We start from the raw sequence: 13,549 nt of genomic DNA, 5'->3' as shown, positions 1-13,549 counted from the left end.
AGCTATATATTAACTAACGGGTGTTAATTCACCGCGTAAGTTTTCTTGTAACAGCCTTTCGATTTCTTCTTTGTTAAACCCTTTACTTAGCAAGTAGTGAAGTTTAGTTAACGCGGCTTCTAGAGTCATATCTTGACCACTTATTACACCACATTTACTAAGAGCTGTGCCTGTTGCATAACCGCCCATATTGACGCGGCCTTTAACACACTGGCTGCAGTTTAGGATCACTATGCCTTGTTCATTGGCTTTTGTTAGGCAAGCTAGTAATTTTTCATCTTGTGGTGCATTACCAACACCATAGCTTTTGATGATAAGTGCTTTAACCGGTTGTTTTATGACGTTTTCAACAAGCTCACTACTGATACCAGGGTAGAGGTGCACAACACCGATTGGCTGCGGCGTAATAGACGACAACCTAAGTTCTTCATTCGATGGTTCGCTTAATTTACCCGCTTGCAGTTTTATGTCGATACCTGCTTCCAGTAATGGTTGCATGTTAGGCGAGTCGAAGGCGTTGAAACCATCGGCGTAGGCTTTGATCGCTCTGTTGCCTCTGAATAATCTATTGTTAAAGAAAAGACCAACTTCATTAATAGGGTAGTTAGCTGCAATAAATAAAGAGTTAAGTAAGTTTACCTGACCATCAGAGCGCAACTGGCTAAACGGGATCTGTGAGCCTGTAACTATCACAGGCTTTCTTAAGTTTTCTAACATAAAAGAAAGCGCTGAGCTGGTGTATGCCATGGTGTCTGTACCATGTAACACGACAAACCCGTCATATTGTTGATAGTTGCCTGCGATATCGTCTGCGATCCGTTGCCAGTCGTCAGGAGACATATTTGATGAGTCAATGAGTGGACAATATTCATGAATAACGAATTCTGGCATTTCATCACGATAAAATTCAGGCATGGCTTGAATCGACTTGGTTAAATGGCCTTCAACAGGTATGTAGCCTTGTTCGCTTGCCTTCATACCAATAGTACCGCCTGTATATGCGACATAGATTCGTTTTTTATTCACTAATATTTTCCTAAAAATAAAAAGCCCCGAAAATTCGGGGCAATCATAACAAAATAATAATCCATGTGTGGACTAATTTATCTCACAAGCGACACATTTAGCATAAACGCCTTGCGGGTCATTTAATTCGTTTAACATGGTCCATTGCTGTTTTACTTCGATTAATAGCGACTCTAACTGACTATTAACTGCCGGTTGCGATTCTGGGAACCATGTTTTGGCTTGGCCAAAAAATTCCTGCCAGAAGATATCCTGTGGAGACTTTTGTTTTTCAATTAGTGTTTGTTGGTAATCGGTAAGGTTAGCTAACTCAGCAGCCAGAGCTACTGCATCCTCTAAATTACCTAGCTCATCAACTAAACCAAGAGACTTGGCTTGAACACCCGACCATACACGACCTTGCGCCACTTTATCGACTTCTTCAACTGTCATGTTGCGGTTCTCTGCAACAAGTTCTAGAAAATCTTGGTAGCCACGTTCGATATTAAGTTGGAATATACGGCCAATTTCATCACTAATTGGTCTTGTTACGCCAAAGCCTGCCAAATCAGTTGTACCGACACCATCAGTATAAATACCTAATTCCGATAAGGAATTTTCAAAGGTCATAAAGAAACCGTAAATACCGATTGAGCCAGTAATAGTAGTAGGGGCAGCAACAATTTTATCAGCAGGTGCTGAAATCCAATATCCGCCAGAAGCAGCATATGTTCCCATTGAAGCAACAACGGTTTTGCCCGCTTGTTTTAACAACTCAATTTCTTGACGAATAATGTCAGAAGCGTAAGCACTTCCGCCTGGGCTATCTACTCTTAACACTACTGCTTTTACTTTGTCATTGTTACGTGCTTTTCTTAACAACTTAGCAGTACTGTCGCCACCGATATTTCCTGGCTTTTGTGTACCATCTAAAATCGTGCCTTTTGCAACGATCACAGCCACTTGGTCTTTGTTACTCACTAGAGGGAAGGGAACTTTTGTGGCTTTCAAATAGTCTTTAAAGCCAATGTGGCTATACGTTTTGTTAGTTTGGTCACCAACAATGTCAATTAGATCTTTGTTGACTTGTTCGCGACTTTTTAACGCATCAACCCAGTGGTTAGCCAATGCATATTGCGCAAATTTGCCATCGGCTTTTTCAAGTTTATCGATTAACACCGGTAACGATTCATCAAAATTGTCTGTTGAGAATTCTCGTTGCTCAGCGACATCTTGTTTGTATTGCGACCAAAGCTCAGATAACCACAACTTGTTAGCTTCTTTTGCTTCAGCAGACATATCATCGCGCATATACGGCTCTACAGCAGATTTATAGGTACCAACACGAAAGATATGTTTCGACACTTTTAGCTTCTCAAGTGCAGATTTGTAATACATTTGGTAGCGACCATAGCCTTCGAGCAGTAACCATCCGTTCGGGTTCAGCCAAATCTCGTCGGCAAAAGAGGCAAGATAATACTGATCTTGAGTGTAACCATCACCTATAGCTATTACTTGTTTACCGCTTTCTTTAAATACTTGTAATGCATCAGCGATAACGCGCAGTTTAGTAATACCTGAACGTCGCATACCTTTGAGGTTTAGCACGATAGCTTTAATGCGAGGATCGTTTTTTGCTTTTTCGATCACAGTAACCACATCATCAAGCAATACTTCTGGATTTTCAGGCGCTTGATCCATAGCTTCGTTTAAGAATTCTTCCATTGGGTCAACTTCAAACTTTTGCTCAACGACATTTCCTTGTAGATTAAGCACTAAAGCTGCCTGTTCTGGTACAGTGATCTTATCTTCATCGCTCGATAACGCGATGATAAACAAGAATAAAACACCAAAGAAAACAAGGTTGACGATAACCTTGCGAGAAATATTTAATAGCTGAAATAAACTTTTGAATAGGCGAGACATTACGCCGCTTTCTTTTTCGCTCATAGATCCTTCATTACTTACGCAAATTAATTGTTTCATATGCTACTGAAAACTTTCGGTAGAGAATAGTATAAAATGTAAATAAATACGTCCTACACTTATACAGTGAAATATTTGTTCACTAAAATCGTTCTAATAGATTAATGTATTTTGGATAGGCACATTATGAAAGTTGTCGCGTTATATTCTAAGACCATCGAAACTTTAACTAAGTTTGATGGTATTCCTTCGTTGTTAATCCGCATTATTGTCGCACCTGTAATGATAATGGCAGGGTATTCTAAGTTAAATTTGTCAAACCCAGATATTTCAGGCATTGCTAATATTTTTGCTAGCGAAGATATTATTTCTTGGTTTGGCAACGCAGAGTGGGGTTTAGGTTTACCCTTTCCAGAACTATTAGCTAACCTTGCTGCTTGGACTGAGTTTTTCGGTGGCTGGCTATTGCTCGTTGGTTTATTAACTCGTTTAGTAACTATTCCGTTAATGTTTACTATGATTGTGGCAGCGACATCGGTACATGCAGAAAACGGCTGGTTCGCAATTACTCCAACCAACAGTGATATTAGCCCAGCAAAAGTGTTTCAATGGCTTGGCTTTGATAATGCTCAAGAAAGCTTAGACAATAGCGATGCTACAAGTGTTCGTTTAGATAGAATGCGTTCAATTTTAGAGGAAAATGGCAATACTGATTGGTTGTACGAAAAGGGCAATATAGTCGTACTCAATAACGGGATAGAATTTGCTTCAATTTATTTTGTTCTGTTGTTGGCGTTATTTTTTATTGGCTCAGGAAGATTTACTAGTGTCGACTATTACTTATATACTTATTGGCTGAAACCTAAGTTACTCGCCAATAAGTATTTATGAACGCAATAGAATTATTAACAAAACGTCAGTCGGATCCTCAATTAACGTCTCCAGCACCAAATAAAGAGCAGCTTGATACTATCTTTCGAGCTGCGATACGCGTACCTGATCATGCGGCGCTTGCACCTTATCGATTTATCGTTGCACAAGATCAAGGACTAGAAAAACTAGCACAAGCTTATGTTAAAGCACTTACATTAAAAGGTGCCGACCAAGCTAAACTCGAAAAAGCCGCAAAAATGCCATTCCGCGCACCTATGGTGATCACTATAGTGACTCAATATCAAGAACATGAAAAGGTGCCACATTCTGAACAACTTATTACCGCAGGTTGTGCTGCACATGCCATGCAAATGGCGGCTTATTCATTAGGGCTTGGTGCAATGTGGCGCACAGGAGATCTCGCGTTTAACGATACGGTCAAAAAAGAACTGGGTATTGAACTTAACGAAGATATCGTAGGCTTTTTATATATTGGAACTAAAGCGAAAGAGATGCCAGAGAAGCCGCAAAAATCATTTGATGATCGGGTAGAGTATTTGTAAAAATTATTCAGCCAAAAGAAAAACCCGCTAAAAAGCGGGTTTTTTAATTCTATATTGCAGCTTTCTAATTAGTAAGCTGCGTTTTTAGGTGTTCTTGGGAAAGGAATTACGTCACGTACGTTTTGTACACCCGTTGCATAAGCAACTAAACGTTCAAAGCCTAAACCAAAACCTGAATGCGGAACCGTACCATAGCGACGTAAGTCACGGTACCAACTGTAATCAGCTGGATCTAAATCCATTTCTTTCATTCGTGCATCAAGCACGTCAAGGCGCTCTTCACGTTGGCTACCACCTACGATTTCACCAATACCTGGTGCTAAAATATCCATCGCGGCTACTGTCTTACCATCGTCATTCAAACGCATGTAGAAAGATTTAATATCCTTCGGATAGTTTTGAAGAACAACTGGACCGCCCACGTGCTCTTCAGCTAAGTAACGCTCGTGTTCTGAATTAAGGTCGATGCCCCAAGACACAGGGTTTTCGAATTTCTTACCACAGTTTAATAGAATGTCGATAGCGTCTGTGTAATCCATACGTACGAATTCACTGTTAATAACAGAGTTTAATCTGTCTAACACAGTTTTATCGACACGTTGTTGGAAGAATGCCATATCATCAGCACGTTCTTCTAATAGTGCTTTGAACACGTATTTTAACATTGCTTCAGCTAAACCAGCTGCATCGCCTAAATCAGCAAAAGCGATTTCTGGCTCTACCATCCAAAACTCAGACAAGTGACGACTTGTGTTCGAGTTTTCCGCGCGGAACGTTGGACCAAAAGTGTACACTTTTGAAAGCGCACAACAGTAAGTTTCAACGTTAAGCTGGCCTGATACTGTTAAGAAGGTTTCTTTACCAAAGAAATCTTCAGAGTAATCAACGTTACCTTGTTCAGTTCTTGGTAAGTTTTCCATGTCTAATGTACTTACACGGAACATTTCACCAGCACCTTCACAGTCGCTACCAGTAATTAACGGTGTGCTGATCCACATATAGCCTTGTTCGTGCATAAAGCGATGAATAGCTTGTGCTAATGTGTTGCGAACACGAGTTACTGCGCCACCAATGTTAGTGCGAGGGCGAAGATGAGCGTGTTCACGCAAAAATTCAATTGAATGACGTTTTGCCGCCATAGGGTAAGTATCAGGGTCTTCAACTAAACCTAACACTTCAACGTTTGTTGCTTGAATTTCGAAAGACTGACCTTGACCCGGAGATTCAACCAAGATACCAGTAACTTTAACAGCAGAGCCTGTTGTTAGTTTTAAAATTTCTTCTTGGTAATTATTTAATTCATTAGGGGCAATAGCCTGAATAGCGTCAAAACACGAGCCATCATGGATAGCAAGAAAAGAAATACCAGCTTTAGAGTCACGGCGAGTCCTAATCCAGCCATGGACGGTAATTTCTTTATCGACAGGATATTTTCCAGCCAGGACATCAGTAATAGCAATAACTGACATTTAATAAACCTCTTATTAAATTAAATATGAACTTAAAAGTATTCTAAATAGGGGCTGATATGTTACCGTGATCTTTAGGTTTAACAAGTAAAACTTAAGTCTAATCCGTTTTAAGTGATAACAGGGCGTAAAACAGAAGGAAATTTAGCCTGTGACTGAAGAATATCTGGTAGATCGAAGACAAAAACAAGATGGTTGGGTGAAGTTTATGCGTTATGCATCAATTGTTGCCTGGTTATTATTTATCATTTCCCTTGTCGTTTCTTATTATGCTGCGCCTGATACCGACTATGGTATTTTGCGTTATTACGATATAGAAATTAGAAAGTTCTGGCTAACGCCGTTAACAGGCTATTTGTATGTGCTTTTATGGATAAGTGCATTATTGAGCTATTTAACGATAGTTCTCCACAAATATAGAAGTAGACGAAAAACTGATAATTCTTCTTTTAATATAGCATTATTGTTTTTCGTCTCATTAAGTTGGGTTATTTATATAGCGATTAATTTGATGAGGTAAAACACGCTTCTTCATCAATAACTGCTTTAATGGCATTACACAATTGGCGTATCTGCGCTTCGGTAGTGATTAAAGGTGGCATCATATAAATAAGCTTACCAAATGGCCTGATCCACACGCCCAATTCAACGAAGCGTTTTTGAATATTGGCAACATTGACGGAATCGGTTGTTTCAACAACGCCTATCGAACCAAGTACGCGAACATCTTTAACTCGTTCTTTGTCTTTAAGGTCGATAAGGTGTTTGTTAAAACACGCTTCTATAAACGTGACTTTTTCTTGCCAATTGCAATCTAACAGTAGTTCAATACTTTTGTTAGCGACAGCGCAGGCTAGGGGGTTACCCATATATGTTGGACCATGCATAAAGCAACTTGCTTCGCCATTACTTATAGTGGTCGCAATATCGCTAGTACATAAAGTAGCAGCTAAAGACAAATAGCCACCTGTCAGTGTTTTACCCAAGCACATAATGTCAGGCGAAACATCTGCCCATTCACAAGCAAATAACTTTCCTGTTCTACCTAAACCCGTTGCAATTTCATCAGCAATAAACAACACCTCAAATTCGGTACAAAGATCACGTACTGCTTTTAGGTAATTGGGGTGATAAAAGCGCATTCCGCCAGTGCCTTGAACAATCGGCTCAATAATAAAAGCAGCAAGCTCTTGATGATACTTTTCAAAGTACTCACGCAAAGCGTCAACGTCGGTAGTTTGCCATTCATCATCCATCATTATGGTTGGCGCGGGGGCAAAATGATTTTTCATCAATACTTTATCGAATATTTGGTGCATGCCCGTAACAGGATCACAAACTGACATAGCAGCAAACGTATCGCCATGGTAACCATTTCGAACCGTTAGTAGCTTACATTTATCGGGTTTATTTAAACTTTGCCAATATTGAATTGACATTTTTAGTGCCACTTCAACCGAAACAGAACCACTGTCAGACAAAAAGATACGGTCTAAACCACTCGGCGAGATATCAATGAGCTTTTTTGAAAGCTCTATTGCTGGTTCATGGGTTAAGCCACCAAACATAACGTGAGCCATCTTTTGTGTTTGGTCATGAATCGTTTTATTTAATTCTGGGTGATTATAACCATGGAGGACAGACCACCAAGAAGACATACCGTCAATTAACTGTTCGCCGGTCGATAGATTTATATAGACACCTTGAGCAGAATCAACCATATAAGAAGGTAATGGGTTGCTCATTGAAGTATAAGGGTGCCATATATGTTGGCGATCGAAAGCAATTTGTGAAGATTGTTTATTGTTCAATTGTAAACCTTGGGAATAATTTGCTGTTGACATGTCGCTGTAGGCGCTTAGACTAGCGGGTATAGAGCAAATAAGCAATTTAAGAATTAGGGTTTTTTACATGTCTCAATCGCAATCTGCGTTAAATTTTTCATTAGGTGAAACGCGACACAACTGGTCTTCACAAGAAGTTCAAGCATTATTCGATTTACCTTTTAACGATTTGATGTTTTATGCACAAACTGTACATCGTCAAAACTTTAATCCAAATGAAGTACAAGTAAGTACCTTATTGTCGATTAAAACAGGTGCTTGCCCAGAAGACTGTAAATACTGTTCACAAAGCGCTCGCTATAAAACAGATATTGAAAAAGAACGTTTAATGGAAGTTGAGAAAGTATTAGAAGCTGCGCAAGCGGCTAAGTCTCAAGGTTCAACGCGTTTTTGTATGGGCGCTGCCTGGCGTAACCCTAAAGAAAGAGACATGCCTTATGTACTAGAAATGGTAAAAGGCGTAAAAGCGATGGGTTTAGAAACCTGTATGACTCTAGGTATGTTGTCTTCTGACCAAGCCTCTCAATTACAAGAAGCGGGATTAGACTATTACAACCACAATTTAGATACATCTCCAGAGCACTACAATCAAATTATTACAACGCGCAGTTACCAAGACCGTTTAGACACGCTAGACAATGTTCGCTCTGCGGGCATGAAAGTTTGTAGTGGTGGTATTGTTGGCTTAGGTGAGCAAGCGCGTGATCGTGCCTCTTTATTGGCTCAGTTAGCGAATCTTTCTCCTCAGCCAGAAAGTGTTCCTATTAACATGTTAGTTAAAATTGAAGGCACACCATTATCTGATGTTGCAGATCTGGATGAATTTGACTTTATCCGCTGTATTGCTGTTGCTCGTATTATGATGCCGCAAAGTCATGTTCGTTTATCAGCAGGTCGCGACGCGATGAACGAACAAATGCAATCTATGTGCTTTTTAGCTGGCGCAAACTCTATATTCTTTGGTTGTAAACTACTAACTGCCGGTAACCCAGAAACAAATGCAGACGTTGTTTTATTCAAAAAGTTAGGCATTAATACCGAAACAATTTCAAATAACCTCGACGAAGATACTGAACAGCAAGTATTACAGACAAAAATTGTCAATAATCAGCACAGTGACCTTTTCTACGACGCTGCTAAATAGCGAGTATGAATTTAACTCAAGCACGGGAACAACTAGCAGAACGTAAGCGTTCTGCACTGTACCGAGAAAAACATATGGTCGAGTGGCAAAACGCTCGCCATATAAAAGTAGACGGCCGTACTTATACAAACTTTAGCTCTAACGATTACCTAGGGTTAAATCAGCATCCAGACATAAACAAAAGTTTACAAGAAGGTGCTGATAAGTTTGGCGTGTGCTCTAGTGCTTCTAGTTTAATTACTGGGTTTCAATATGCACATCAATCACTTGAGCAAGACATATGTGAATGGTTAGGTATAGAGCGGTGCTTACTTTTTAATAGTGGATTTAGCGCTAATCAAGCTGTTTTATCTACTTTGCAAGGTCCAGAAACTAAATTTTGGTTAGACAAACTAAGTCATGCATCTTTGATTGACGGTGTAACAATTGATAACAACAAGTTTAAGCGCTTCTTACATAATGATGTAGAACAGCTTGAGCGATTACTTTCAAAAGATAGCAAACACCATCACGTTATTGTATCTGAGGGAGTATTTAGCATGGATGGTGATAGTGCTCCGATACAAGCGCTTGAACTGACCACGAAAAAGCATGACGGTCTTTTATATCTAGATGACGCACATAGCATAGGTGTTAGCGGGGATAAAGGACGAGGAAGTTTAGCTGAATCGAACCAGATAGATTTTGTCATGGCAACATTAGGCAAAGCAATTGCGACCAGTGGTGCGTTTGTTACCTGTAGTAAAGACTGGCATGACTATTTTGTTAATTTTGCTCGCCATTATGTTTATTCAACGGCAATGTCTCCGGCGATAGCTTGGGCAACAAAGAAAAGTATCGAAATTGTACAAAAAGAACAGTGGCGTAGAGATCGAATTAAAGAACTTTCAGAGTTATTTTCAGCTACACTTAATTCAGAAATAGAAGTTATGCCTACACAATCTTCAATACATGCAGTGGTTTTAGGAAAAGAAAGCCATGCATTAAAAGCTGCACAACGTATACGACAAGATGGATTTTGGTTAACAGCCATAAGGCCTCCAACTGTTCCAGTTGGAACATCCAGGTTACGCGTTACGATATGTGCTACACATAAAGATAAGGATATCATTGACTTAGCAGAATCTATAAATAGGACCATGAACTAAATGCTAGAATTACAGCAAAGATATAACATTGCGAAATCATTTGGTTCGGCAAGTCACTCTTATGACGTTTCAGCTCGTCTTCAACGATTTTCTGGCAAACATTTAATGCCATGGTTGCCTAATCGTCACGATTTAACCGTAGTTGATTTGGGATGTGGTACAGGGTTCTTTACTGACTTATTAGCAGACAGGTTTGAGCAGGTTATAGGTTTTGATATTTCCACCAATATGCTCAATTTCGCAAAACAAAATAGAAACGAAAATATTGCTTGGTTAGAGGGTGATGCTTATAAGCTGCCTTTTAAAGACAATAGCCTAGACCTAATTTATTCTAATTTAATGATCCAGTGGTGTGATGATTTACCGTCAGTAGTAAAAGAAATATCTAGAGCGTTAAAACCTGGTGGTTTATTTATATTTTCAACACTTGTCGATGGTACTTTGTTTGAATTAAAGCAATCATGGTCAGAAGTTGATAACGATAAGCATGTTATTAATTTTAAGGGCGCTAGAGAACTTACGGATATCTTTAACCATGATGAGGGCCGTTTGATTGAGCATTCGGTAAAAGATGTCGTACTGGAATATGAAAATGTGCTTCACTTAGCCCATGAATTGAAAGGGCTAGGAGCTAATCACGTCCCGTCAGGAAAAAGCAGAGGTCTGGCTGGTAAAGATAAATGGAAGCGGATGATGGCGGCATACGAGAAATATGCAAGTACAGACAATGTTTACCCTGCTACCTATAAAGTGTTTTCCGGTTTAATGGTAAAGCTAAACAACTAAACACGACTAACTAACATTTCTATAGAAGTTTACTCATGAAAAAATTTTTCGTTACCGCTACCGATACAGACGCGGGTAAAACACATATCTCGTATGGTTTACTTAACGCATTTGCGCGAAAAGGTGTCAAAAGTATTGGCTATAAGCCTATTTCAGCCGGTTGTGAATTAATAAACGGAGAGTTAGTTAACCATGATGCACAAATGTTACTTAACGCCTCAACCCTTGATGTTACCTTACAAGAAGTTAATCCAATTGCTTATTTAGAACCAATAGCTCCACATATTGCCGCAGCCAAACAGCATCAACATATAACTGTCGAGCAAGTGGAAAAGGGGCTTCTAGCGCTTTGTGAAAAATCTCCTGATGTTGTATTAACCGAAGGAGCAGGCGGTTGGAGACTTCCGTTAGGGCAAGGTGTTTATTTATCTGATTTTGCAATATCAACAAATCAAGAAGTAATTTTAGTCGTTAACATGAAACTTGGCTGTTTAAATCATGCCATACTCACTTATCAATCAATTCTAAATGATGGGCTGACTTGTGTTGGCTGGGTCGCAAATTGTTTTCAAGATATGCCATATTTACATGAAAACATAGAGGAGCTTTCTAAGACAATTACAGCACCATTATTAGGTAAAATACCTTTTGTAAACACCGCCGATGAAATTTCTGACCATTTAGATATTTCGCCACTAATGTAAACAACTTCTATTAAAATCGCAGCAAACTTCTAAATACTTGTCAGCGCCGTTCGCACAATATACAGTATGCAACAAAGAGCGTTATAAAAGAATAATAATGAAAAAGAGTATTAGAAGTAAGTTCCTTGTTTACGTAACAGGAAGTGTGTTTGTTGCGTTAGTTGTATTAAGCGTTGTGCTAAGCAGTGTTATAGCAGAAAAAACTCGAGAGCAAACAACACGAGACCTTACTCAAGTAAACGCCCTAGAAGCGGCAAAAATTGAAATGTTTTTTGCCAATCAGGCAAGAGCGTTGGCTAGCTTTTTCAGTAATCATTTATTTGTAAAAGAATTACTTAACCATAAACAACCACCACTTCAGCCAGGAACAACGTCGTATAATAATATTGTTGATACTTTTGTCTCTGAGTCTTCCCGAGATCCTTATTTAAAGTCAGTATTTTTTGCCTCTAAAATAACGCGAGAGTATTTGGACGAAAATGGTTCATACAAGCCAGATGAATACGTAGCAACAAGCCGAGAGTGGTTTCAACATATTGAAAAAGTGCAGAGATGGGAAGTGGCTAATGTTGAGGTTCATCCCGTAGATAGCAGTATTTATATCGCTTTGCACGTACCAATGTTTGACGAAAACCAAACCTTTTTTGGCGTAGGTGGCGCAGACATCTTAATTAATACTATCGCCGAAATTGTTGATAGAGCTAACTATCAAAATCTAGGTAAGGCTTTTTTAGTTAATGAGGCGGGTAATATTGTTTACTTTCCAAGTTCAGGTGGAAAACTAGAACTTAACGCACCATTAAGTGAACTTGATAAGGTTAATGGAAATAACGGTTTTGCCCAGTTAGCGAGCCAAATTAGCATAGAAAAACAAGGCGTTGTGCAAGTCGAGCTAGGAGAAGAGCAACAGTTAGCCGTATTTAAAGCGGTAGAAGTAGAGCAGTTAAATATGAAATGGTATTTCGGCATGATAGTGCCTGAAGCCGTCATTACTGATCAAGTTGCTAATGCGCAATACTGGACAGTAGCTGTCGCTTTAATTTTATTGTTATTAATTAGTGGTATTTTGATGATTGTAAGTCGTTCAGTAACCCTTCCTATTACTGAGCTGCAATTAGCAATGAAGAAGTTATCGAAAGGCGACGGAGATTTAACACAACGTTTAGCGATTAAATCTGACGATGATATAGGTGAATTAGCAAGAGCATTTAACGCTTATACCGAAAAGGTACATGGATTGGTAAAAGATTTGGCCACTATGTCGAATAGCGCGTCAACAACAGTAACTAACGTGTCTGCCGTTGCCGAGCAATCCTTAAGCCGAGTTGCCACATCTAGAGAAAATGTAAATTCAGCAAATGATCATATTTCTCAGGTTTTCACCACGGCAACTCATATTAACGATCAAATTGCCCAAGCAGGCGACCAGGTTAATCACGCTACAGATGTAGCTTCATCAGGTAAATCACAAGTGCATGCTGCCGTTGAAGAATTAACGCAGTTATCTAGCCAATTAGCAGAAACCTCGATTCAAGTTACGCAATTAAAACAGGACAGTGAATCGATCGGCAGTGTATTGTCTGTAATTGAAAGTATTGCAGAACAAACTAATTTACTTGCACTAAATGCCGCGATAGAAGCGGCAAGGGCTGGAACCCATGGGAGAGGTTTTGCCGTAGTAGCCGATGAAGTTAGGACTTTAGCAACTAGAACTCAAGAATCTACAGAAAATATTAAGCAAATTATCGAACATTTACAGAGCAGCGCGACTAATGTTTCATCTGAAATGGAAAATAGTAAAAAGCAAATGGAACATGCGATAGGTACCGCCAATCAAGTAGTTTCTGTGTTTCAAGAAATAGATCAGGCAATTGATCAAACCAAATCATCTAATGACTCAATTACCACATTAACAACAAAGCAAGATGAACTGGCGCAAGAGTTAAATAATTCAGTGGTCGACATTAAAGACTTTGCGCAGTTTGCTGAGCAAAGTTCAAGTCAACTTAATGAGCACATTCATCAACTTAAAGAAGATTTTACAGAAGTGAACTTAATTATTAATCAATTTAAGTATTAGGTGCTCT

12 protein-coding genes are annotated in these 13,549 nt (G+C 39.2%); 8 read left to right on the top strand and 4 right to left on the bottom strand.

Annotated features, from left to right (window positions below; genetic code table 11):
- Positions 1 to 9: 9 nt before the first annotated feature.
- Both ansA and sppA read right to left on the bottom strand, forming a co-directional pair.
- Positions 10 to 1,026 (bottom strand): asparaginase, encoded by a 1,017-nt coding sequence (gene ansA, locus ACOB80_RS06645; protein WP_473165031.1) that lies wholly within the window; start codon positions 1,024 to 1,026, stop codon positions 10 to 12.
- A gap of 72 nt (positions 1,027 to 1,098) precedes the next feature.
- On the bottom strand, positions 1,099 to 2,955 hold the full coding sequence (sppA, locus tag ACOB80_RS06640; protein WP_473165030.1) for a signal peptide peptidase SppA: 1,857 nt from the start codon (positions 2,953 to 2,955) through the stop codon (positions 1,099 to 1,101).
- Positions 2,956 to 3,117: 162 nt separating this feature from the next.
- Between sppA and ACOB80_RS06635 the strand changes: the two genes are divergently transcribed.
- Entirely contained in the window at positions 3,118 to 3,822 is a 705-nt protein-coding gene (locus ACOB80_RS06635; protein WP_473165029.1) for an HvfX family Cu-binding RiPP maturation protein, read from the top strand.
- Entirely contained in the window at positions 3,819 to 4,367 is a 549-nt protein-coding gene (locus tag ACOB80_RS06630) for an NAD(P)H nitroreductase (protein ID WP_473165028.1), read from the top strand. The genes ACOB80_RS06635 and ACOB80_RS06630 overlap by 4 nt, the downstream gene beginning before the upstream one ends.
- A gap of 68 nt (positions 4,368 to 4,435) precedes the next feature.
- Here the strand turns inward: ACOB80_RS06630 and asnS are convergent, their stop codons facing one another.
- Complete coding sequence (gene asnS / locus ACOB80_RS06625) at positions 4,436 to 5,836, bottom strand: asparagine--tRNA ligase (protein WP_473165027.1); 1,401 nt, start codon at positions 5,834 to 5,836, stop codon at positions 4,436 to 4,438.
- Positions 5,837 to 5,987: 151 nt separating this feature from the next.
- Between asnS and ACOB80_RS06620 the strand changes: the two genes are divergently transcribed.
- Positions 5,988 to 6,356: a hypothetical protein gene (locus ACOB80_RS06620; protein ID WP_473165026.1), complete on the top strand. Its 369-nt coding sequence runs from the start codon at positions 5,988 to 5,990 to the stop codon at positions 6,354 to 6,356.
- On the opposite strand, the gene bioA is transcribed toward ACOB80_RS06620, so the two are convergent.
- Entirely contained in the window at positions 6,340 to 7,647 is a 1,308-nt protein-coding gene (bioA, locus tag ACOB80_RS06615; protein ID WP_473165025.1) for an adenosylmethionine--8-amino-7-oxononanoate transaminase, read from the bottom strand. The two genes, ACOB80_RS06620 and bioA, sit on opposite strands and share 17 nt — an antisense overlap.
- 100 nt (positions 7,648 to 7,747) lie before the next feature.
- Here bioA and bioB point away from each other — a divergent pair, with 100 nt between their 5' ends.
- The 5 genes from bioB (at position 7,748) to ACOB80_RS06590 (ending at position 13,542) form a co-directional block, all read left to right on the top strand.
- Positions 7,748 to 8,824, top strand: a complete 1,077-nt coding sequence (gene bioB, locus ACOB80_RS06610) for a biotin synthase BioB (protein ID WP_473165024.1) — start codon at positions 7,748 to 7,750, stop codon at positions 8,822 to 8,824.
- Positions 8,825 to 8,829: 5 nt separating this feature from the next.
- Positions 8,830 to 9,972 (top strand): aminotransferase class I/II-fold pyridoxal phosphate-dependent enzyme, encoded by a 1,143-nt coding sequence (locus tag ACOB80_RS06605; protein WP_473165023.1) that lies wholly within the window; start codon positions 8,830 to 8,832, stop codon positions 9,970 to 9,972.
- Positions 9,973 to 10,758, top strand: coding sequence for a malonyl-ACP O-methyltransferase BioC (gene bioC / locus ACOB80_RS06600; protein ID WP_473165022.1), 786 nt, complete (start codon positions 9,973 to 9,975; stop codon positions 10,756 to 10,758).
- A gap of 35 nt (positions 10,759 to 10,793) precedes the next feature.
- Positions 10,794 to 11,462, top strand: a complete 669-nt coding sequence (gene bioD / locus ACOB80_RS06595; protein WP_473165021.1) for a dethiobiotin synthase — start codon at positions 10,794 to 10,796, stop codon at positions 11,460 to 11,462.
- A 97-nt stretch (positions 11,463 to 11,559) separates the two neighbouring features.
- Positions 11,560 to 13,542 carry a methyl-accepting chemotaxis protein gene (locus ACOB80_RS06590; RefSeq protein ID WP_473165020.1) on the top strand — a complete coding sequence of 661 codons (1,983 nt, stop codon included), beginning with the start codon at positions 11,560 to 11,562 and terminating at the stop codon, positions 13,540 to 13,542.
- Positions 13,543 to 13,549: the final 7 nt, after the last annotated feature.

This window comes from Thalassotalea coralli (genome assembly GCF_055786205.1).
This window is presented reverse-complemented; position numbering and strand designations above follow the sequence as displayed.